The sequence below is a fragment of the Herbaspirillum sp. YR522 genome (genome assembly GCF_000282575.1).
Taxonomy (GTDB): domain Bacteria; phylum Pseudomonadota; class Gammaproteobacteria; order Burkholderiales; family Burkholderiaceae_D; genus Herbaspirillum.
The window spans coordinates 1-22,571 of sequence record NZ_AKJA01000031.1 but is presented as its reverse complement, the minus strand read 5'-3'; the positions used below and the strand labels follow the sequence as shown (position 1 = coordinate 22,571).

The 22,571-nt window shown below is 62.9% G+C and carries 18 protein-coding genes and 1 pseudogene; 8 read left to right on the top strand and 11 right to left on the bottom strand.

Annotated elements, in window-relative coordinates; genetic code table 11:
• Nucleotides 1-66: 66 nt before the first annotated feature.
• From PMI40_RS05550 to PMI40_RS22865, 6 genes are all read right to left on the bottom strand, one after another.
• Nucleotides 67-429, bottom strand: coding sequence for a DUF3325 domain-containing protein (locus PMI40_RS05550; protein ID WP_008113015.1), 363 nt, complete (start codon nt 427-429; stop codon nt 67-69).
• A complete protein-coding gene (locus PMI40_RS05545) occupies nt 426-2,060 on the bottom strand; it encodes a PepSY domain-containing protein (protein WP_008113013.1) in 1,635 nt (544 codons plus the stop codon). Before PMI40_RS05545 ends, PMI40_RS05550 begins: the two co-directional genes overlap by 4 nt.
• A complete protein-coding gene (locus PMI40_RS05540; protein WP_008113011.1) occupies nt 2,057-2,359 on the bottom strand; it encodes a DUF3649 domain-containing protein in 303 nt (100 codons plus the stop codon). The genes PMI40_RS05545 and PMI40_RS05540 overlap by 4 nt, the downstream gene beginning before the upstream one ends.
• 20 nt (nt 2,360-2,379) lie before the next feature.
• A complete protein-coding gene (locus tag PMI40_RS05535) occupies nt 2,380-3,099 on the bottom strand; it encodes a DUF4198 domain-containing protein (RefSeq protein WP_008113009.1) in 720 nt (239 codons plus the stop codon).
• 389 nt (nt 3,100-3,488) lie between these two features.
• Nucleotides 3,489-3,842 (bottom strand): hydroxyisourate hydrolase, encoded by a 354-nt coding sequence (uraH, locus tag PMI40_RS05530; protein ID WP_008113007.1) that lies wholly within the window; start codon nt 3,840-3,842, stop codon nt 3,489-3,491.
• Between the two features lie 234 nt (nt 3,843-4,076).
• Complete coding sequence (locus PMI40_RS22865) at nt 4,077-7,643, bottom strand: calcium-binding protein (protein ID WP_238540896.1); 3,567 nt, start codon at nt 7,641-7,643, stop codon at nt 4,077-4,079.
• A gap of 315 nt (nt 7,644-7,958) precedes the next feature.
• On the opposite strand from PMI40_RS22865, the gene PMI40_RS24345 reads away from it, so the two are divergent.
• Nucleotides 7,959-8,597: a hypothetical protein gene (locus PMI40_RS24345; protein ID WP_238540895.1), complete on the top strand. Its 639-nt coding sequence runs from the start codon at nt 7,959-7,961 to the stop codon at nt 8,595-8,597.
• Between the two features lie 272 nt (nt 8,598-8,869).
• Here the strand turns inward: PMI40_RS24345 and PMI40_RS05515 are convergent, their stop codons facing one another.
• Both PMI40_RS05515 and PMI40_RS05510 read right to left on the bottom strand, forming a co-directional pair.
• The gene (locus PMI40_RS05515) at nt 8,870-9,724 is read right to left on the bottom strand and encodes a hypothetical protein (protein ID WP_008113001.1); all 855 of its coding nucleotides are present in this window, start codon (nt 9,722-9,724) and stop codon (nt 8,870-8,872) included.
• Nucleotides 9,725-9,738: 14 nt separating this feature from the next.
• Nucleotides 9,739-10,581: a hypothetical protein gene (locus tag PMI40_RS05510; protein WP_157221451.1), complete on the bottom strand. Its 843-nt coding sequence runs from the start codon at nt 10,579-10,581 to the stop codon at nt 9,739-9,741.
• A gap of 294 nt (nt 10,582-10,875) precedes the next feature.
• Here PMI40_RS05510 and PMI40_RS23195 point away from each other — a divergent pair.
• Nucleotides 10,876-11,073 (top strand): annotated as a pseudogene (locus tag PMI40_RS23195) (2-oxo-4-hydroxy-4-carboxy-5-ureidoimidazoline decarboxylase); the annotation flags it as partial.
• A gap of 176 nt (nt 11,074-11,249) precedes the next feature.
• On the opposite strand, the gene PMI40_RS05500 reads toward PMI40_RS23195, so the two are convergent.
• From PMI40_RS05500 to PMI40_RS05490, 3 genes are all read right to left on the bottom strand, one after another.
• On the bottom strand, nt 11,250-11,753 hold the full coding sequence (locus PMI40_RS05500; protein WP_157221450.1) for a hypothetical protein: 504 nt from the start codon (nt 11,751-11,753) through the stop codon (nt 11,250-11,252).
• Between the two features lie 167 nt (nt 11,754-11,920).
• On the bottom strand, nt 11,921-12,283 hold the full coding sequence (locus PMI40_RS05495; RefSeq protein WP_008112997.1) for a hypothetical protein: 363 nt from the start codon (nt 12,281-12,283) through the stop codon (nt 11,921-11,923).
• Nucleotides 12,276-12,638, bottom strand: a complete 363-nt coding sequence (locus tag PMI40_RS05490) for a hypothetical protein (protein ID WP_008112995.1) — start codon at nt 12,636-12,638, stop codon at nt 12,276-12,278. Before PMI40_RS05490 ends, PMI40_RS05495 begins: the two co-directional genes overlap by 8 nt.
• Before the next feature lie 463 nt (nt 12,639-13,101).
• Between PMI40_RS05490 and PMI40_RS05485 the strand changes: the two genes are divergently transcribed.
• The 6 genes from PMI40_RS05485 to guaD all read left to right on the top strand — a co-directional run bounded on the left by PMI40_RS05485 (nt 13,102) and on the right by guaD (nt 22,541).
• Nucleotides 13,102-14,871, top strand: coding sequence for an allantoate amidohydrolase (locus PMI40_RS05485; RefSeq protein ID WP_008112993.1), 1,770 nt, complete (start codon nt 13,102-13,104; stop codon nt 14,869-14,871).
• A gap of 150 nt (nt 14,872-15,021) precedes the next feature.
• Nucleotides 15,022-16,347 carry an NCS2 family permease gene (locus PMI40_RS05480; RefSeq protein ID WP_008112991.1) on the top strand — a complete coding sequence of 442 codons (1,326 nt, stop codon included), beginning with the start codon at nt 15,022-15,024 and terminating at the stop codon, nt 16,345-16,347.
• A gap of 156 nt (nt 16,348-16,503) precedes the next feature.
• Nucleotides 16,504-17,985 (top strand): xanthine dehydrogenase small subunit, encoded by a 1,482-nt coding sequence (gene xdhA / locus PMI40_RS05475; protein WP_008112986.1) that lies wholly within the window; start codon nt 16,504-16,506, stop codon nt 17,983-17,985.
• 19 nt (nt 17,986-18,004) lie between these two features.
• Nucleotides 18,005-20,374 carry a xanthine dehydrogenase molybdopterin binding subunit gene (gene xdhB / locus PMI40_RS05470; protein ID WP_157221449.1) on the top strand — a complete coding sequence of 790 codons (2,370 nt, stop codon included), beginning with the start codon at nt 18,005-18,007 and terminating at the stop codon, nt 20,372-20,374.
• Nucleotides 20,371-21,243 (top strand): xanthine dehydrogenase accessory protein XdhC, encoded by an 873-nt coding sequence (gene xdhC, locus PMI40_RS05465; protein WP_008112983.1) that lies wholly within the window; start codon nt 20,371-20,373, stop codon nt 21,241-21,243. The genes xdhB and xdhC overlap by 4 nt, the downstream gene beginning before the upstream one ends.
• Nucleotides 21,240-22,541, top strand: coding sequence for a guanine deaminase (guaD, locus tag PMI40_RS05460; RefSeq protein ID WP_008112980.1), 1,302 nt, complete (start codon nt 21,240-21,242; stop codon nt 22,539-22,541). Before xdhC ends, guaD begins: the two co-directional genes overlap by 4 nt.
• Nucleotides 22,542-22,571: the final 30 nt, after the last annotated feature.

Genomic DNA, 22,571 nt, shown 5'->3' with positions numbered 1-22,571 from the left:
CAACGCCGTCGTCACCCTGACTCCGCCTGGCCACCAGCATGCCTGGCGCCACCGTCCCAGCCCCTTTCACACTCCCGACTCGACCAGCCACAACAACGCCAACGGTGCGGCCGCGTAGGCCGCCCAGCGCGCAAACCCGGGCATGCGTGTCGGCATATAGGTCAGCGACAACACCTGCAACACACCGGCGATGGCCAGTATACCCAGGCATGCCACCGCACCGATGGTCCAACCCTGCATGCGCACCGCCACCGAGAACACCAGCACGATGCCCAGCGTGCCCACTGCGCGCATGCGTCGGCGCAGGGTCGGCGCGGGCTCGATGCCCCTTCCGTGGATATCGGCATGATGGCGGTCCATCGCCATGGCCAACGCCCCCCAGGCCCCGTACGCCAATGCCAGGGCCAGCGTGAATCCCAGCAGGCTCATGCGGCCTCCTTCAATTTGGCCGACGCGACCTTGTCCGTCGGTGGCAACTTGGCCCGCTTCTTTTCTCGCCGGTGCAATACCCGCACCACGCACGCCAGGGCGATACCCAGCAGCAATACCGTGATGTCGAAGCCCGCCACCGACCATGGCCCGCGGCCCTGCAACAGGGTCACGCCCAGGTGCGAGTGGGTGGTCACTGCGTTGAGGATAGGAATGCCGATGAGCATCGCCGCACCCGCCGACAACTGCCAGCGCCACATGCCCATGCTGGGACGCAACTGCGCCAGCACGGCCGAGATCGCCCACGCGGTGAAGAAGCAATTGATCTCCATCTGCGGGCGCTGCGGCAGGTCCACCGGCAGCAGCCGGTTGGCCCAGAAATAGGCCGCGAACGCGATCGGCAGGCCGGCGATGGCGCCGATATTGAGTGCATCGACCAGGCGCAGGCCGAAGCTGCGCGCCGCGCCCTGGGCCAAGGCCTTGGCCTGCTTCTGGCGCGTCTTGACGGCCCACAGCAAGGCACCACTGGCCACCATGATGCAACCCGATAAGCCACAGATGAAGAACAGCACCCGCAGCCAGGCATCGGCAAAGTGTGCCATGTGCAATCCATACAATGCACCGCGGGTGACCGCCACTGCGCTCGGATCGTCGCCGGCCGCCGAGGTCTGGGCGCCGGTGACACCGTCGAACACGATCGCCGGCTGCAGGTAGGACAGCGTGCGGGTGCGCTGGCGGGTGATCACGACCGATGCATTTTCATGCCCCGGGTGGTTGACCACGATTGTCGCCAGTGGCGCGCCGTTCCAGTGTGCCTGCGCCTGTTCGGCGATCGGCGCCAGCGCGGCCAGCCTGGCCGGGCCGCCGGCCTGGCCGTCACGCCCCGTGACCGTTGGAAAGACCTCGGCGAAGAATGTGTTCTCGCCCTGTTCCTTGTAGGCGCTCTGGATACCCCAGGGCATGATCATGAACATCAGCGTGATCAGGCCGGTGTAGGTGATCATCAGGTGGTAAGGCAAGGCCAGCACCGCCGTGGCATTGTGTGCATCAAGCCACGAACGCTGCCCCTTGCCCGGCCGGAAGGTAAAGAAATCCTTGAAGATGCGCTTGTGGGTGATGATGCCGCTGACGATCGCCACCAGCATGAACAAGGCGCAGATACTGACGATCCAGCGGGCCCAGATGACCGGCATGTAATGCAGGTCGAAGTGCAGGCGATACAGGAACTCGCCGCCACGCGTGTCGCGTGCAGCGCTGCGCTTCTGCCCGGTGGCCGGGTCGAGTATCTCGCTAGTGAAGCGGCCGCGGGCGTTGCCCTTGGCCCCATCCTTGGGGGGTTGCGCGACCCAGCCTACCCGCATGGCGCTGCTGCGCTCGGCCGGCAGCGTGATGAACCAGCGTTGGGCGTCGGCCGCGTTGCGCTCGAGATGGGCGACCGCATGTTGCAGCGCGACCTGCTGCGAGACCGGTTCGGGCGACGACACGTGCAGCTCTGGGGTCATCCACAGCGTGATCTCTTCCTTGAAGTAGCTGGCGGTGCCGGCCGAAAATACCAGCAGCAGCACCCAGCACACCAGCAGCCCGCTCCAGGTGTGCAGCCAGGCCATCGACTGGCGGAAACCTTCTCTCATGACGCGCTCCGCCGTAGCCATTCCAGCGTTGCCAGCACCAGCAGCGGCAACACCAATCCACCCCAGGCGCGCCAGGCGTCACGCGCGGCGAATACCCATATCACCACCACGGTGAAGACGATGAAGCTGAGCATGGTGGCCGTCATCACCGCATCGGCCCGGGTCATCGGCAGCCAGGCGGCCAGCAGCGAAGTACTGAGAGAGGCCAGTGCATAGCCGCCGGCAACGGCGGCTACCAGGCGCGAAAGGACGGCCAGGCGATAGATTGCCGTCGGGCCGGATTGCGTCGTCGATTTCATTGTTTCCGCACAGTCCCGCGTTACTTGTTAGGCTTGGCGGCAGGACCTGCCGGCACGGCCTTGATACCCTTGGCTTGCACCAGCGACAGCGTGGTCACGAAGCTGGCGGTGTCGAAGGCCTTGCCATCGCGCTCGCCGGTAACCTTGTCGGTATGGTGTACCTCGGCTACATAGGTGCCTTGCCATGGCAGGTCGAACTGCACCAGGCCCTGGTCATCGGAATGGGCTTCCTTGGCCCAGCCGGACTGCACCACCAGGCCGACCTTGGCCTTGGGCAGGGGTTGGTTCTTGTAGGTGACCTTGAACTGGCCTGGCTTGCCGGTCGGCAGCAGGTCCAGCGTCAGGCGCGGCTCCTGGGCGGCGTCGGAAGTCACCAGGCGCGCGGCCGGCGTCCATGCGGTGCGCACCGGGGTGCCGCCGCCGTGCTTGTTCTCGAATACCGGGTAGTGCGCCTCCTCGGCCACGATCGATTCGCCGCGCGCAGCCTTGGCCGACAGCACGAAGGCATTGGACTTCTTGCTCAGTTCCAGGGTGCGGTCGCCATTGGGCGTGATCAGCACGGCGCTGGGGTTGACGAACTTGTCGAGCAGGCCCGGCGATGCTTCACGCAGGTTTTCGCCGAACTCGCCAAAATACAGTTGGGCGCCCTTGGTATCCTGCTGCAGCCAGATCTGGTGCGCCGAGGCTGGCGCCAGGACGAAGGTGGACAGCAGAGCAGAGACGATCGCCAAACGCTTCATGAGGTTATTCCTTTCAGTAATTGTTATCCGGATGAGATCCAGTGGGCAAACGGCACTGGCGTGACCAATGCCGTTTCGTTTGGCGCGAATCGGTGTCATCGGGACTGGCAGGAGGCGATGCGGACAATGCAACACGATCAATGGCGGTTCCCGACGGCTGGCGTCCCTCTTCGCCACGCAGGCGGCGAAGGGATGCGCTCTGTTTTATCTCATGTCACTCAAATTTTTGAGAATGATTATCATTATATTGCCAGCCCGCACATCGGGCAAGACGCATCTCTGCACTGCCCGGCCACTCGCATCCTGCCTGGCCCCTTCCAGGACATGCACATACGGCTGCGGGCCGCCGCGGCAAGACCGGGGCAGCCGATAATCGGTGTGATGCGGACTTAACTACCGCGATAAGTCGAATACGCCCAGGGCGAGACCACCAGCGGCACGTGATAGTTCTGGCTGGGATCGGCGATGCCGAAGGCGATCACCACTTCATCGACGAAGCGGGGTTCGGGTACCTGTACGCCCTGGGCGGCAAAATAATCGCCGGCACCGAACACCAGTTCGTATTTTCCGGTGCGCAGGGCGTCGCCAGCCAGCAGCGGTTCGTCGCAACGACCATCGTCATTGGTGATGGCCTGCCGCACCAGGCGGCGTTGTCCCTGCTCGATGGCATAGAGCGCGACGGTCACGCCGGCGCCCGGTTTTCCCTTGGTGATGTCCAGCACGTGGGTACTCAGCTTGCCCATTGTTTTATCTGATGTCGGAGTCGATGGAAGAAGACCTCATGATATACCGACGCCTGGCTGATTTGACCCGGCTCGTGACCGACCACACTTCCGTCTAGGCTGATGTGGGCCAATCAAGTGCAACGCCGACCGCACCCGATCCCGCCACGCAGGAAAATGCCGATCAGGTGCACCTGACCGGCATGTCCTGCCGGACTGTATTCGAGCGTCACCGGCGGCGATGCCCAGCCAGCCTCAATTCCACGCGCTGGCAGTGGCGCCCTGCCGATGCCCCTGCCACAAGGCATGCGCGGCAGCCGAGGAGGCCGTCAATGACTGCATGGCCATGGCCATCTGCTCGGCATCACGGCTGGACAAGGCTTCGCCGCCGTCCAGGGTGATCGCCTCGAGCTTGTGTCGGGTGGCCGCGTACCAGCCACGCACGATGATCTGGTCGCGCGCAGCGTCGTTGGCATCCTGGCCCAGGATATCGATCACCATGTCTTGCCCCTGCTGGGCGAACCACAGGTCCTGCGCGGCAATGCCGGCACCCAGCGCCAGCACATCGCGGTCATCTGCCGCACCGCCAAGCTCGCTGATCGTGTCGCGTCCATCGCCCCGATTGAACAGGTAGGTGTCGTCCCCCCGTCCACCCATCATCACATCGTTGCCCGCGCCACCAGCCAGCACGTTATTGCCGCGGTTGCCCACCAGGGTGTTGTCGAGCGCATTGCCGGCGCCATCGATATTTTCTTCCCATAGCTTGATCGGCTCGATGGAATAGATGGCATAGGCGTTGGCGACATCGGCCTGCCGGCGGAAATCGTCGATGGCGACATAACGCGTCATGTCGCTGACCAGCGCCCGACCGGAATCGGCGATATAGAAGCCGTTCAGTGCGCCGCTGGCCGCGTCCAGCGCCACCCCTGTGACCGTGACGATGTGATTGACGCCGCCGTGACCGCGATAGGCTTCTTCACCCCACAAGGCACCGGCATTGAGTCCGACGATGACGCCACGTCCGCCGCGCACCAGGTTGGCCAGCGCCTGTTCGTCGTAGCCGGCCAGCAGGCGGTTGCGAATGCCATAGCTGTCCAGCAGGGCCTGCTGGTCGATGTAGTTGGAGCCGCCGCGTTCATAGTCGCTGACGGCCGAATCGGTGACACACCATGCGTTGTCGATGGCGCGACCGACCACGTCGGCCTCGCCCAGGCCCCAGCCACCCTGGGTGGCCATGTTGGCGATGCCGACCATGGCGCAGGTCCCCTGGTAGCCCTTGACGGCATTGCCCTGCATGTAGTCCAGCTCGTTGGCCTTGGGGTAGCCGTAGACCAGGATATCGACGCCGTCGGCGCGCCCTTTCTCGGGGGTCGAAAAATCCAGCAGGACCAGGTTCTCGAGGTGCTCGCCGAGCGTATGGCCGATGCTCGCGTTGACGGTATCGATCCCCTCGCCCTGGTGTTCGATCACCTGGTCGTTGCGGTTGTCGACGTGATAGGTGTCGTTGCCCTTGCCACCGATCATCACGTCGGCGCCGGTGACACCATCGATCAGGTTGTCGCAGTCGTTGCCGACGATGGTGTTGTCGCAACGGTTGCCGGTACCGTTGATGGACAGCCCCTGCATCAGGTGCAACTGTTCGATGTGCTCGCCAAGCACATAGTCGACGCTGCTCAGCACGGTGTCGTTGCCGGCATCGTTCAATTCGAGGATGACATCATTGACGCTGTTGACGATATACAGGTCATCGCCTTGGCCGCCCTGCATCCGGTCCGCGCCGGCGCCGCCATCGAGAATATCGTGACCGAGCCCGCCCAGCAGCAGGTCGCTGCCGGCGCCGCCGTACAAGTGGTCATTGTCGGATTCGCCCGCCAGCAAGGATTGCTTGAGTTCGTTGTTGCCGGTGAAACCCACCAGGACGTCGTCACCCTCGCCACCGTAGAGCACGTCGTCGCCCACGCCGCCGAACAGGCGATCCGTGCCGGCGCCACCATAGAGCAGGTCGTGACCCTGGCCGCCCTGCAACTCGTCGTCACCGTCGTCACCCCAGAGCAGGTCCTGTCCCAGTGCGCCCAGCATGAAGTCGTTGCCGGCGCCGCCGTGCATCACGTCGTCGTCGGTTTCGCCCGCATCCAGCCATTGCTTGCGCTCGTTGCTGGCGGTGAATCCGAGCATGACATCGTTGCCATCGCCGCCGTACATGGTGTCGTTGGCACCGCCGCCGAACATCTTGTCGTTGCCCGCCCCGCCCGTGAGGGTATCGCGCCCGCTGCCACCATTGAGTTCGTCGTGGCCGGCGCCACCAAACATCGTATCGTCACCCGCCCCGCCCAGCACCAGGTCGTCGCCCACGCCACCGTCGAGGTAATCGTTGCCCAGCCCGCCGTCGAGCTGGTCGTTGCCTGCGTCACCCTGCATCAGGTCGTCGTCGGTCTCACCGGCGGCCAGGGTCTGGACCCCCTCGTTGGCACCGTTGAAGCCGATCAGGAGATCGTCGCCGGCGCCGCCGTGGAGCTTGTCATTGCCGACCTGGCCGAACAGGCGATCATTGCCCGCGCCGCCCAAGAGCAGATCATTGCCGGCATGGCCCTGCAGTTCATCGTCGCCTTCTTCTCCATACATGCTGTCGTGGCCTTGGTAGCCAAGCAGGACATCGTTGCCGGTGCCGCCCCACAGCTTGTCGTCGCGGGTGCTGCCTCCCATGACGTCATTGCCACCGCCAGCGTAGAAGTTCTGGACCAGATCCAGGTTGAAATAGCGCCCGTGGTAAGGCCGGTAATAGTCGATGTCGAAGCTGTCGTCGCCATCGGTGCCGACCAGGTTGCGCTGGTCGCGGCTCAGCTTGATCTGGCCAGGTTGCCAGGTAATCAAGCCACCGCCGGCGACAGCGAACACCCCTTCGCCATGGCGCAACAGATCGTAGTTGCTGGCCAAGGTCCGCGGCAGGTCGTAGCGCATGACCGGCGCGATCGCATCGCGCTGGGCGCCAGTGCGAAAATTGGCATTGCCCACGGTGTACCAATGGTAAGCAGCGCCGCCCAGGCTGGCCAGTCCCAGGCCGGCGAGCGCCGCGCGCAGGGAGACCTTCTCGTCGGCGCCGCCGGCGTCCTGCATCACGCCATCTTCATTGCGGTCGATCCATGCCGACAATCCATCGAGCTCGCCATCGGCCAGCGATCCATCGCCGTTGGCATCGCGCGCGCGTAATTGCTGCGCGCTGACGGCCATTGACTTGTCATCGAGGATACGGAAAGTGCGCATCGCGACCGACTCGGCGGTGTCGACCGCAGCCGAGCGGCTTTCATAGAAAGCGCCGATGGGGTTTTGCCCGGGCATTTCAAAGGTGGGCCGGTAGGTATAGCCAGGGGTGTAGGTAAAGGGTTTGTCTTGCACCAATTGGCGCGTGGACCAATCGGTATACATGCCCCAGGTGCCGGAGCCCAACTGCCCAAGCCGATACAGGCTGTGCATCTGGCGGTCGGCGTCGAGCATCTGGTCGAAGGTGGTTCCGGTGTCGATCCGGCGTTCAGGAGCGCCGTCATGCGCCGGGGCGGCGGTGAATCGAAAATCGTCCCATCTGCCGTCCCCGTTCTGGTCGGTCTGGGTGATGGTGCTCTGGTCGGCTTGCGATGATGTTTTTCGTTGCGACAAGATGGCCCCATCGGAGAGATCGAAATCGCGTGTGATGGTGGTACATGCTGCAACACCATCGGAAGGATGAAAATCGATCGTGACTGCCTTGCCGACGCGCTTCTCCCAATCGTAGGAGTAACTGGTCTCGCGCTGCAGGACCTTGCGACTCATATCAGCATAGGTACGCATAGCGCGGAACTCCCAGTTGCCATCGTCCTTGGCATCGCGATAGACAGAGATGGACCGGCCATCGTCGCTGATCTCGATCCGCTCGGTGGGCGCCGCGCGAAAGAGCACACATTCATAGGGATCTCGACCAGCCTGTGCAACGATGCAGGTGGGCGGCTCGCCAGGTTGATCCGACGACATCAGCGTAATTGAGGCCTGCTGGTCTGTTGTCGACAGTTTCCACCCCTTTTCATGCGGCTCGATGTAGGCCACGACCTTGTTATCCTTGTCCTTGAACACAATAACGTCGGACGTGCTTGCCTGCCTGAAAGGATCTTGACCCAATACTGCAGCCAAGGACTTGGCATCCATCGTCAACACTGTCTTGCCCAGCGCCTTTTCAAGGCCGGCCGCGAGATGCATGGTTCGCTCGATGCCGTCCATCGAATGCAGGGCATCGATATTGACGCCGACGGCGCCGATAATGGAGGTAACGACTCCTTTGACCACATGCCCGACCGCACCGCCAGCCATGAACAGGACTGCGCTGGCCAGGCCGGCGAGACCGATGGTGTTCATCGTCAGGAGATCCTGCACTTTTCCGATGTGAGTGCCGACACTGGAGATGACGCTACCACCGACCCGGTAGTTGCTGAAACCGTCTTTTATCCGTCCGGAGCTTTCGGGAGCGAGGATTGCCTTGAGTGCAGCGAATTGCGGATGATCGGTGATTCTTCGCGCGCCAGGAGCATCGAAACTTGCGCCATCCAGATTGAACATCGCCCCTACAATTTGGGATATGGCGCCGCCATGGCTGTGGCCCGTGACTATGAGATCGAACGCATCATCACCATAAACTTCTTTGAAGTCATTACTATTCACGTCATCAAATATTCGCTTTGTAAAACTCAGCGCCTCAGAGAACTGCTGGTGCCATCCACCGACTGTGTACATCACATCGGGAATGGCATCTGATAGCCCATCTGTTCCGCGAAATGCAATCGCAATTTCTCGTGTCGCCTGATTCACATATACAGAAGCAGAGAAGCCTGATTCACTCTTCTCCGCTTCCCCATATCGATGCCAGTCACCGACCGTTCTCGGGCCACCATCAACATAACTTGCATTCGCAAGTGTGCTCAATTGAGCATTTCGGTCAAGATTCGAGGTCGTCATTTAACTCTCCATTAAAAAGTTAGCTGTTTGAAAAGGCGCCTGATTTATCGCCCGAGTTTTCACCTGGTCGTTTAATTTCCAGGGAAAATAGGTACGCTTCTTACTGTGTTTTCACGCAGCTCTCGCAACACTTTCTTCCCTTCCTCTTTCAAAAATACATCCAGGTGTCGCTCCTTCTTTTTGTCTGCCAGCGTCTTTCTTCGGCTCCAGAAATCAGGCAGGTCCACGGTTTTCACAACGCCCAAACTCATTCGTCCCCTGGACATCAGGAATTCTTCGGTCACCAAATCCAAGTGATTTACCCCAATAAAGCAGCCGATATTCAGCGTCACGAGATCTATCTGATCAAACACATTTCTCTCATATCCACTACTAAGTGCGAACCCACTTCCACGGCCATCCTTATTACTAAACCGGTATCGCCATGTGATGCCTTTTCCACGCGCCGAATCAATTAATGGCGAGGTCCTAACTATGCGGTTCTCTCCTTGTCGGATAGGTGACCGATAGCGAGGCGTCGGACTGATGAATTTTGTCGAGTATCTATCGAGCGGGTACCTGTACGGCGGATGCCTCTCATCCCAAAACAAAGGATTACGCCTCTGATCAAAATAGAGGTCCAGCTCACACCGGGTGTTGTGTCTGAAACAGGTGTCCAGCTTCCTTGCCCAGCCACAACTCGCATAGGTGGGCATGACCCGATACGCCACCGCATCCACCCCGTGCAGTTCATCGGAAACCCATATCTCAGGCATCCCGAACGTCTTGGCGAATTCGGCGGTGTAGGCGTAGATATGCGGATCGAACTGGATTTCATCGGGGCCTGTCTCGACCGCGTGTGCGATCTGCAGTGACAAGAAAGCACCGCAGCAGAAAGACAGGAATCCTTGTGCCACAAACCGGCAAGGCAACCTGGGATTGATCATGGTCGGCGTCTCCGTTATTTGTTTGAGGTGGCAGCCGCTGCCGGCTTGGCGGCCGCTGCGGCTTCATGCAGGGCATGGGCCACCCTTTCCTGCCACGAACCGGGCAGCGTGATCATCAGGAAATGACGATCCATGCCGGCCATCGCCTCGCCATCCGGCGCCAATACCAGCGCTGCTGGCGGGTCGTCGCAAGGGCCGGCAAGTGAAACCCGCGCGGTGGAGGCCAGCGCACTCCGGTCATACGACAGCAACGCCATGGGACGGACATCGTTGCCTGGTCCGGAAGATAGGCGGCTCCACACCATGGGCTTGCCATCGGCAGGGCCCACGAAAGGTTGCGCCGGTAACGACGACTGCTTCATTGCTGTTGTGCCACCTGTCTTGCGCAGGGCCTTACTCAGGAAATATGACGACGACCAGTAATTGCTATCCCAAAATTCGGGCGCATCGACATGCCAGGGCAAGCCGTGATCGCCGTGGTCGAAATAAAGGTCGATCTCGCATCGCAAGGCAACGCGTTCGCAGCCCAACCGCTCGTCATCCCAGCGACAGGATCCGTAGTCGGGTACCACCCGCCATGCCACTGCATCCACATGGCGCAGGCGGTCCGACATCCATTCATGCGGCATCTTGAAATTGCGCTCGAACCTGGCGTTATAGACGTAGACATTCGGGTCTACCGGCCTGACTGTATTGCGCTGGGGCAGCGTGCGCCAGCGGGTGTTGTAGTCCTGTTCGCTATCCGGAACGCGCGCCATGGCGTCTATGGTCATGGCAAGGCAGAGGGCCACGCTCGTTGCACTAAAGGCCAACTGGCATGCACTGGAAGAACCTGGTTTGCTGGTCTGAATCATCATTTACAGTCCGGTTGGCTATTGCGCCACGCTCTCGGACGTGGTTGCGCATCTTCAACCAGCGGCAACCCGCTTCGAATTCCTGTGCCCCTCGAAGCCCCTACAATTCAAATTTCATGGACCAAGGCGGCGCGGCGCAACCCGGTGGCGTATCGACGCCTCACATACTTGATGCCAACCCGCACCAGATGTCTTAAAGTCTAGGTTTTATAGAGAACGGCCCGGAATCGCCGGCCTGCAGAACATCGTCGGCGACACTGAGAGCTCGACAATCGCCTTCAACAATTAGCCGCTGCGCTGCCAGCCAGCTTCACCGATGCGCTCAATGGCATCTACGAGCATTCCCCATGGATCCCCCACCGCGCTGCGGCGCAACGGCCATTCGCCACACTGGCCGCGCTCAAGCTGGCGCTGCAGAAGGTGGTGGTGGAAGCGACTCGCCACGAACAACTGGGCCTGGTGCGCGCGCACCCCGAACTGGCAGGCAAGGCTGCCTGCTGGCGGCCAAATTCGCCAGTCTCACCCCATCCCCAACTGCTTCAAAAATGATGCGCGACGGCATGATACCGGTTTTCCCACCGCCATTTTTCCAGTGATCATTGCAGAAACTTTTAGGTGGAAGAAGATCTTTGTCCCAAATTACTTTCTGCCATAGAAAACTCCTTTACTAATTAGTTATGCGGCACAACGTCAATATCATTTCCGTTCACTACACAGGCCATCTCGGGTGTGACCCTCGTCCTTTCTGCAATCAAACAATGCTCCCTAAACCGTATTTCCTTTAAAAGAAGAAAAAATCTTTTCCTCCCTTCTTCCGTCATACCTTCACTAAACTCAGCGTCACGCGAAATTCCGTTTAGCCAATACCCCCGGTCAACCAACAACAGATAGAACTGTTGCTCCACAGAGCCCGAGGCCTGCTCCCTAGCGTCGTAGTTCGGCCAGAAAAAATCCATGCTGAATATGGCTGCCAAAAGCGCAAGAAATGACGCCATGAGGTAAAAGGCAAACCATTCCCATCTTTTCCGAACTTCAGCCATTGCAATAGCCTCACGGGTAAACCTCATGTAATGCTTGAATAAATAATTAAAGACCTGGTGCACGTCGCTATGAGAATAAAAGGATTGATGCTCCCTGCCATCGCCATCAATGGCAGTACAAGAAATATCAAGCACCTCCCCAACCCACATTGGCCGGCGACGACCCTGGCAATTGCCAGAGTCGAATTCGCGCAGGGTCGATCGATCGTTCTTGACGATGTCGCAGCATGCACTGGAAGAACCAGTTGCTGGTCAGAATCATCATTTACGGTTCGGTTGGCTATTGCGCCACGCCGAGCCGCTTACTGAACGAAGTAAATCCATTCACCATTTACCGTACACTCCATTTGTTTCTCGTTTTTCCTATCGTCCCCGCCCAGACAGTCCCTGCTGAATCTGACGTCGTGCAGAAGTTTTGTGAAACGCTCCCGTCCCTCTCTTGTCATTCCATTTCTGAAGTGACTGTCACGAAAGTGGCCCGTCATCCAATAGCCTCGGTCAACCAGTAATAGATAGAACTGCTGCTCCATGGGCCCCGACGAATGTTGACCAGCGTCGTAGCTGGGCCAGAAAAAATCCATGCTGAGCATCGCCATCACGAACGCAGAAAATGACGCCATCAGGTAAAAGACAAACCATTCCCATTTTTTTCGAATTTCAGCCATTGCAATAACCTCCACGGGTAAGCCTGAGGTAATGCTTGAAGAAATAATTGAAGATCAGGTGCACGTCGCTATAGGAATAAGAAAATTGATGTTCCCGGCCATCGTCATCAGTGGCGGTACAGGAAACATCAATCACCTCGCCAGGCCATATCGATCTGCGGCGCACCTTGCACTTGTCAGGGTGGAATTCGCGCAGGGTCGATCGGTCGTTCTTGACGATGTCGCAGGCGTGCATGCGGATAGCCGTGTAGTACTGAAACTCGACGTCACTGCCATGCCACGTAATGAAACCGAACAGAACGACGAGGGCCACGCTCAACCCGCTGAAATAAATCGTGAGTGCCTTGAGATTCATCCACTTCCTTTATTCTTCGTGATGACGAACGTATCGACGCGCAGGCTCGTCAGCAGCTGAATCGAATTTCCATCTCCTTGACGAAACCTGAAGGCATCCGCCGGTACGCAGTGGAAGACTGCCCTTCTCGTTCTGAATCATCGTTGTCGGTCCGGTTGGCTATTGCGCCACGCTCTCGGACGTGGTTGCGCATCTTCAACCGGCAAGAAAGCGCTAACACTTCCTGCGCGTGACGATCCGGCCACAATTCAAATTTCATGGACCACGGCCGCTACGGCGCAGGCGGCTCGCGCATCGACACCTCACATACTTGATGCCAACCCGCACCAGATGTCTTACAGTCTAGGTTTTAAAGATAACGGCCCGAATCGTCCGCCTGCGCACCATCGTCGGCGACACCGCGAGCTCGACAATCGCCATCGACAATCCGCCGCCGACCTGCCCAGCCAGCAAGCCTTTCGCCATGACCATGACCCTCGACCAACTCAATTCCGCCGATGCCACCGCCTTTGCCCACGCGCTCAATGGCGTCTACGAGCATTCCCCGTGGATCCCCCAGCGGGCGGCCGCGCACCGACCGTTCGCCACCGTGGCCGCGCTCAAGCTGGTGCTACAAAAGGTGGTGGCGGAAGCGAGCCGAGACGAGCAGCTGGGCCTGGTACGCGCGCACCCCGAACTGGCAGGCAAGGCCGCCATCGCCGGCGAGCTTACCGCCGAGTCGAGCGGCGAACAGGCGCGCGCCGGGCTCAACATGTGTACCCCCGACGAATTGGCCACGCTGCAACGGCTCAACGCCGACTACAACGCCAGGTTCGGCTTCCCGTTCATCCTGGCGGTCAAGGGCCCGACCGGGCAGGGGCTGGCGCGCAGCCGGATCATCGCTACCTTTACCCGCCGCCTGAAGAATCGGCCCGAGGATGAACTGCGTGAGGCGCTGCGCCAGATCGGGCGCATCGCCGAGCTGCGCCTCAACGACCTGCTGGGCCACCAGCCGGCGCTGGGCGCGCTGGTGATGCAGTGGGCCGAGGAGATCGGCGCGCTGTCCGAGGACGAAGGCGCGCTGACCTGCACCTACCTGACCGAGCCCCACCGGCAGACCGCGCAACACCTGGCGCAATGGATGCGCGAGGCAGGCATGCAGGTGCACATCGATGCCGTGGGCAATGTGGTCGGCCGCTATCTTTCCAATGATCCCCAGGCCAAGACCCTGATGACCGGCTCGCACTACGACACGGTGCGCAACGGCGGCAAATACGACGGCCGCGAGGGCATACTGATCCCCATCGCGCTGGTGAAGCATTTGAAGCAGCTCGGCGAAACCCTGCCCTACCACCTCGAGGTGATCGGGTTTTCCGAAGAAGAAGGGGTGCGCTTCAAAAGCACGTTTCTGGGCAGCAACGCCGTCATCGGCCAGTTCGACATGAACCTGCTGGAACTGCAGGACCGCGACGGCGTGCGCATGCGCGACGTCATCGCCCAGGCCGGCCATGACGCGGCGGCGATCCCGCATATCGCACGCAACCCGGCCGACCTGCTGGGCTACGTCGAGGTCCATATCGAACAGGGCCCGGTGCTGCTGAACCGCGACTTGCCGGTGGGCATCGTCACCTCCATCGCCGGCAGCTCGCGCTACCTGGTCGACCTCAAGGGCGTGGCCAGCCATGCCGGCACCACCCCGATGGACATGCGCCGCGATGCCGCGGCCGCGGCCGCCGAGATCATCCTCTACGTCGAGCAACGCTGCGCGCAAGACCAGCATGCGTCGCTGGTCGGCACGGTCGGCCAGCTGCAGGTGCCGCGCGGCTCGACCAATGTGATCCCGGGCGCCTGCCAGTTGTCGCTCGATATCCGCGCCGCGCGCGACGACATCCGCCTGGCGGCGGTGGCCGATGTGCTGGGGCGTATCGGCGAGATATGCGCGCGCCGCGGCATCGAGGTCGATCTCGAGGAAACCGTCTCGGCGCCGGCCGCGCCCTGCGCGCCGTGGCTCATGCAGCAACTGGCGGCAGCCACCGGCCGCGCCGGCATCCCGCCGTTCGAACTGGCTTCCGGCGCCGGTCACGACGCCATGACCATCGCCCGGCTGACCGACGTGTGCATGTTGTTTACGCGCTGCGGCAACGGCGGCATCAGCCACAATCCTCTGGAAACCATGACCGCCGACGACGCCGACGTGTCGGCCCGGATCCTGCTGGATTTCCTGCGCAACTTCCGGCCCCGGCAAAGCACCTAGACTGCGTACCAGCCGATCGCCTCGATCCTGCCCCGACCTGCTGCGGGGCGCAGCCGCTCCTGCACGCGGGGGCTTGCGCCCGGCCTGCCATTTTCCGGTGCACAATACCGTTACCTGAAACCCGCGCCTGTCGCATTGCCTCCTCCGATCATGAACCAGAATCGCACGCCTGCAGCCAATCACGTCCTGGACCGTTTCTTCAAGCTCTCCGACAACGGCACCACGGTGCGCACCGAACTGCTGGCCGGACTCACCACGTTCCTGACGATGGCCTACATCATCTTCGTCAACCCGGCCATCCTGGGCGACGCCGGCATGCCGCGCGACGCCGTGTTTGTCGCCACCTGCCTGGCCGCCGCCGTGGGTACGCTGATCATGGGCCTGTACGCCAACTACCCGATCGGACTGGCGCCGGGCATGGGGCTCAATGCCTATTTTTCGTATGCCGTGGTCAAGGGCATGGGGTTTCCCTGGGAAGCCGCGCTGGGCGCCGTGTTCATCTCGGGTTGCCTGTTTTTGCTGGTGAGCGTGCTGCGCATTCGTGAAGTGATCATCAAGAGCATTCCGCGCTCGCTGCGCATGGCGATCCCGGCCGGTATCGGCCTGTTTTTGGCCATCATTTCATTGAAGAGCGCCGGCATCATCGCCGCCAACCCGGCCACCTTCGTCACCCTGGGCGACCTGCACCAGCCGGCCGCCATCATGGCGGTAATCGGCTTCATGGTGATCGTCGCGCTGGACCGACTCAAGGTGCGCGGTGCGTTGCTCATCGGCATCCTGCTGGTGACGGTGCTGAGCTTCCTGTTCGGCGGCAACCGCTTCAGCGGCGTGTTCGCCGCACCGCCTTCGCTGGCCCCCACCTTGCTGGCGCTCGATCTCAAGGGTGCGCTGTCGATGGGCCTGCTCAACGTGGTGCTGGTGTTCTTCCTGGTCGAACTGTTCGATGCCACCGGTACCCTGATGGGCGTGGCGCAACGCGCCGGCCTGATGAAGGATGGCCGCATGGACCGCCTCAACAAGGCGCTGCTGGCCGATAGCGGCGCCATCGCCGCCGGCGCCTTGCTGGGCACCTCCAGCACCACGGCCTACATCGAAAGCGCAGCCGGTGTCCAGGCCGGCGGACGCACCGGCCTGACCGCCGTGGCCATCGCCGTATTGTTCCTGCTGTGCCTGTTCATCGCGCCGCTGGCCGGCGTGGTGCCCGCTTATGCCACGGCGCCGGCCCTGTTCTTCGTGGCCTGCCTGATGGTGCGTGAATTGATGGATATCGACTGGGAAGACACCACCGAGTGCATCCCGGCCGTCATTACCGCCCTGGTGATGCCATTCACCTATTCCATCGCCAATGGACTGGCGCTGGGTTTCATCAGCTACGCGGGCCTGAAGTTGCTGACCGGGCGGGCACGCGACGTGTCTGTCGTGATCTGGATCATCGCCGCCGTGTTCCTGTTCAAGCTGGTCTGGCTGGGCGAGTAGCGGGCAACGCCGATATTGTCGCGCTCGCGGGCCCGACAATATCGGCCGACCGATTCGGGGCGCACAATCGGCAGTACCGATTGCAGGCCCCGGCATGCTTCTTGAATGTGGTCGAAGGCACGCAATTTTGTTAACAATCCCATTGAACCGCACCCCATGTCACAAGCCATCCGTTTCTACTACCGCGGCAAGATCCACGAGGTGCACGATGCGTCGCCCACCCGCACGGTGCTGCAGCACCTGCGCGAGGACTTGCATTGCACCGGCACCAAGGAAGGCTGCGCCGAGGGCGATTGCGGTGCATGCACCGTGGTGGTGGGCGAGCTGCGGCAAGACGGCGAGCTCGACCTCAAGACCGTCAACGCCTGTATCCAGTTCTTGCCGACCCTCGACGCCCGGGCCCTGTTTACGGTGGAAGACCTGCGCCAGCCCGATGGCTGCCTGCACCCGGTGCAGCAGGCCATGATCCAATGCCATGGCTCGCAGTGTGGTTTCTGCACCCCCGGCTTCGTGATGTCGCTGTGGGGCCTGTACCTGCGTCACGAACATGACGCCGTGGCGCCCACCAGGCGCGAGATCGACGATGCGCTCTCGGGCAACCTCTGCCGTTGCACCGGCTATCGTCCCATCGTCGATGCCGCCCAGCGGATGGGTCAATTGCCGCGCGCCACGTTCGACCGCACGCCGGTGAGCCAGGCACTGGCCACGCTGCGGCGTGACACGCCGCTGGCTTTCAGCGACGGCCGCCAGACCTTCCATGCGCCACGCACGTTGGAACAACTTGCGCAGTTGCGTGGCGCCCTGCCGCACGCGCGGCTGCTGGCCGGGTCCACCGACGTCGGCCTGTGGGTCACCAAGCAACTGCGCGAGCTGGGCGACCTGATCTATATCGGCCAGGTGGCGTCATTGCGCCAGGTGCGCGAGCAGGACGGCTGGCTGCAGATCGGCGCCGCCGTCAGCCTCGAACAGGCCTATGCGGCCGCCCATGCCCACTATCCCGACCAGTTGTCCGAGCTGTGGCAGCGCTTCGCCTCGCTGCCGGTGCGCAATGCCGGCACGCTGGGTGGCAATGTCGCCAACGGCTCGCCCATCGGCGACTCGATGCCATGGCTCATCGCCCTGGGCGCAAAGGTAGTGCTTTACAGCGTCGGTGGCCAACGCAGCATGCCATTGGAAGACTTCTACCTGGACTACCAGAAGTCGGCACTGCAAGCCGACGAGTTCGTCCAGGCGGTGCATATCCCGCTGCCGCGCGCCGATGTGCGGTTCCGGACCTACAAGCTGTCCAAGCGCTTCGACCAGGATATCTCGGCCGTATGCGCCGCCTTTGCCCTGACCATCGTCGATGACCAGGTGGTCGCGGCGCGCATCGCCTACGGCGGCATGGCCGCCACCCCGCGCCGCGCGGCCCGGGCCGAGGCCGAGCTGGTGGGCCAGGCCTGGGACCAGGCCCGGGTACGCGCGGCCATGACGGCGCTGGCGCAGGACTTCGCGCCGCTGTCGGACATGCGCGCCAGCGCCGCCTACCGCCTGCGCACCGCGCAGAACCTGTTGTACCGCTATTGGCTGGAAACCCGCACCGAAGCGCCGCTGGCGCCCGAGGCGGTACGCGCCTTCGCGGTCACGGCCGCCGCGTGAGGCGGCCATGGGAGAATCGATGAAACACCAGCTCCTGGCGGTCGAGCCCGCTGCCGACGCCCTGCAATGGACGCAAGTCGGCAAGCCCCACCCGCACGAGTCGGCCACGCTGCACGTGACCGGCGAAGCCACCTATACCGATGACATCGCCGAGCTGCAAGGCACCCTGCACGCCGCGCTCGGCCTGTCGCAGAAAGCGCATGCCCGCATCGGCGCCATGGACCTGTCCAAGGTAGCGGCCGCGCCCGGGGTGGTGGCGGTACTGACCGCGCGCGACATCCCCGGTGAAAACCAGTGTGGCGCGATCCTGCAGGACGAACCGGTGCTGGCCGATGGCCTGGTCCAATACGTCGGCCAGCCGATGTTCATCGTGGTAGCCGACAGCCACGACCATGCCCGGCGCGCCGCGCGGCTGGCGCTGGTCGATTACGAAGAGTTGCCTGCCATCCTGACCCCGCGCGCCGCGCATGCGGCGCAATCGTATGTGCTGCCGCCGATGCAACTGTCCCGTGGCGACGCCGCCGGCGCCTTTGCGCGGGCGCCACACAAGCTTTACGGCCAGCTCGATGTGGGCGGCCAGGAACAGTTCTACCTCGAAGGCCAGATCTCGTACGCCATTCCCCGCGAAGGCCGCGCGCTGCACGTCTACTGTTCGACCCAGCATCCCAGCGAGATGCAGCATCATATTGCCCAGGTGCTGCAACTGGCCTCGCATGACGTGCTGGTCGAATGCCGCCGCATGGGTGGCGGCTTCGGTGGCAAGGAATCGCAATCGGCGCTGTGGGCCTGTGCCGCAGCGGTGGCGGCGAGCCACCTGCGGCATCCGGTCAAGCTGCGCGCCGACCGCGACGACGACATGATGGTCACCGGCAAGCGCCACTGCTTCGCCTACGACTACGAGATCGGCTACGACGACGATGGGCGCATCCTGGCGGCCAAGGTGGTGATGCTGCTGCGCGCCGGTTTTTCTGCCGACCTGTCGGGTCCGGTGGCCACCCGCGCGGTGTGCCACTTCGACAATGCCTATTACCTGTCGGATGTGGATATCCGCGCCTTGTGCGGCAAGACCCATACCCAGTCCAATACCGCCTTTCGCGGGTTCGGCGGACCGCAAGGGGCGCTGGCCATCGAATATGCCATCGACGATATCGCCCGCACGCTGGGGCGCGACGCGCTGGACGTGCGCCGCGTCAATTTCTATGCTGCCAGCGACGCCAGCGGGCCGCCGGCGCGCAATGTCACGCATTACGGGCAGCAGGTCGACGACAACGTGATCCATGCCCTGGTCGACCAGCTCGAAGCGAGCAGCGATTACCAGCGCCGTCGCGCCGCCATTGCCGCCTTCAACGCCGGCAGCGAGGTCCTGAAGAAGGGCCTGGCGCTGACGCCGGTGAAATTCGGCATTTCATTCAACGTGCCGCACCTGAACCAGGCCGGCGCGCTGGTACACGTCTACACCGACGGCTCGGTGCTGGTGAACCACGGCGGCACCGAGATGGGCCAGGGGCTCAACACCAAGGTCGCACAGGTGGTGGCCCACGCCCTGGGCGTGCCGCTGCAACAGGTGCGTTGCAGTGCCACCGATACCAGCAAGGTCGCCAACACGTCTGCCACTGCCGCCTCCACCGGCAGCGATCTCAACGGCCGTGCCGCCGAGGACGCGGCCTTGCAGATCCGTGCCCGCCTGGCCCAGGTGGCCGGCGCGCGCTTTGGCGTGGACCCGGGGCAGGTCGTCTTCGCCGCCGGCCGGGTGGCCGCGGGCGCACAGTCGATCGCCTTTGCCGAACTGGTGATGCAAGCCTACCTGGCGCGGGTGCAGTTGTGGTCCGACGGCTTCTATGCCACGCCGACGGTGCATTGGGACAGCAAGACCATGACCGGGCACCCCTTTTTCTACTTTGCCTATGGCGCGGCGGTGTCGGAGGTGGTCATCGACACCCTGACCGGCGAATTCAAGCTGCTGCGCGCGGACCTGCTCTACGATGCCGGCCGCAGCCTCAATCCCGCCATCGACGTGGGACAGGTGGAAGGCGGCTTCATCCAGGGCATGGGCTGGCTGACCACCGAGGAACTGTGGTGGAACCGGGACGGCAAGCTGATGACGCACGCGCCTTCGACCTACAAGATCCCGGCCATCTCGGATTGTCCGGCCGACCTGCGCACCACCCTGTTCGACAACAGCAACGTGTCCGACACCATCCATCGCTCCAAGGCCACCGGCGAGCCGCCATTGCTGCTGCCGTTCTCGGTATTGTTCGCCATCCGCGATGCGATCTCGGCCGTGGGCGGGCATCGCATCAACCCGCCGCTGCGCGCGCCAGCCACCAGCGAAGCCATTCTCGACGCGGTCGATGCGGTACGCGCGGCGGCGCTGGAGCAGCGAGCATGAGCACCTGGCTGGCGGCGCTGGAGCGATTGCAGGACCGCGCCGAGGCGGCGGTGCTGGTGTCGGTGGTGGCCACCCGGGGTTCGGCCCCGCGCGAGCCGGGGGCGCGCATGGTCTATTCGGCCCAGGCGCAATTCGATACCATCGGCGGCGGCCATCTCGAATGGCGCGCCGCCGCCATCGCGCGCGACATGCTGCTCAAGGCGCCGGCACCGGCGCGCCTGGAGCGCATTGCGCTGGGCCCCAGCCTGGGTCAATGCTGCGGCGGCGTGGTCACGCTGTCGTTCGAATTGGTCGCGCCAGGCTCAACCCGGGAGTTGGCCAACTGGGCGGCGGCCGAGCAAATCCGCCAGCAGGCATTGCCGCAGGTGGTGCTGTTCGGCGCCGGGCATGTGGGTGCGGCCATCGTGCACATATTGCGTACCCTGCCCTGCCGGGTGCTGTGGGTCGACGAACGCGAAGACATGTTCCCCCCCGGCCTGGCACCGCAGGTCACCATCGAGGCCACCGACGTGCCCAATGCGGCCGTCGACCTGGCCGACAGCGGCGCCTACTACCTGGTCATGACCCACAGTCATGCCCTCGACCAGCAATTGGCCGAACGCATCCTCAGGCGCGACGATATCGCCTGGTTCGGCCTGATCGGTTCGCTCACCAAGCGGCGCCAGTTCGAGCATCGCCTGCAGGCGCGCGGATACACGGCGGCGCAACTCGACCGCATCACCTGCCCGATCGGCATCGACGGCATCGACGGCAAGGAACCCGCCAGCATCGCCCTGGCCGTCGCAGCGCAACTGATGCAGCTATGGCAACGGCGCGCCAGCACCGATGCCCGGCCCCATGCCGACTCATGCCTCAAGGAAACCCCATGACGACTTCGCTGCAAGCCTATCGCGCCAGCCTGCTGCACTTTTCCAACGACCCGGCCTTCGATGCGCAAGCCACGCACTGGCACAGCGACGGCCTGCTGGTGGTGGAACAGGGAAGGATCCGCGCCGCTGGCGACTACGCCCGACTGGTCGCCAGCCTGCCGCCGGAGCTGGCGGTACAGGACCTGCGCGGCAAGATCATCGCGCCCGGCTTCATCGACACCCATGTGCATTACCCGCAGACCGATATCATCGGCTCGCCTGCCCCGGGCCTGCTGCCCTGGCTCAACAACTACACCTTCCCGGCCGAGCGGCGCTTCGACAGCGCCACCCACGGCAGCGAGGTGGCCGAGTTCTTCCTGGATGAACTGCTGCGCAACGGCACCACCAGCGCCGCCGTCTACTGCACCGTCCACCCGCAATCGGTGGACGCCTTCTTCGAACGCAGTCATGCGCGCAACCTGCGCATGGTGGCCGGCAAATGCCTGATGGACCGCAACGCTCCGGATTTCCTGTGCGACACCGCCGAGGGCGGTGTGCGCGAGAGCCAGGCCCTGATCGAGCGCTGGCACGGTCGCGGCCGGCAAGGCTACGCCATCACCGTGCGCTTTGCGCCGACGTCGACCGAGCAACAGATGAAGCTGGCCGGCGAGCTGGCGGCGCAGTACCCCGACGTCTACATCCAGACCCACCTGGCGGAGAACACCGAGGAGGTGCAGTGGGTCAAGGCGCTGTATCCGGATGCGCGCAGCTATCTCGATGTCTATGACCGCTATGGATTGCTGCGCCAGCGCGCGCTGTACGCGCACTGCATCTGGCTCGACGACACCGACCGCGCCCGCATGGCGGCCACGCAATCGGCCGCCACGCTGTGTCCGACGTCCAATCTTTTCCTGGGTAGCGGGCTGTTCGATTTTGCCCGCGCCGACGACGCGCGGGTACCGTTGTCGCTGGCCACCGACGTCGGCGGCGGCACCAGTTTCTCGATGCTGCAGACCATGAACGAGCTCTATAAGGTGGCACGCATGGGCGGCACCTACCTGCCGGCGCTGCGCATGTTCTACCTGGCCACGCTGGGCGGCGCACGGGCCCTGCAGCTGGAAGGCACCATCGGCAACTTCGCGGTCGGCTGCGAGGCCGACTTCGTGGTGCTCGATCCGCGCGCCACGCCGCTGCTAGCGCGCCGCAGCGCCACCACCGACAGCCTGGAGGAACAACTGTTCGCGCTGGCGATCCTGGGCGACGACCGCACCATCGCCGCCACCTATTCGGCAGGCCGCCTGGCCCACAGCCGCGACTGATCCGGCCAACGGCCGGTGCCGCCGGCAGCC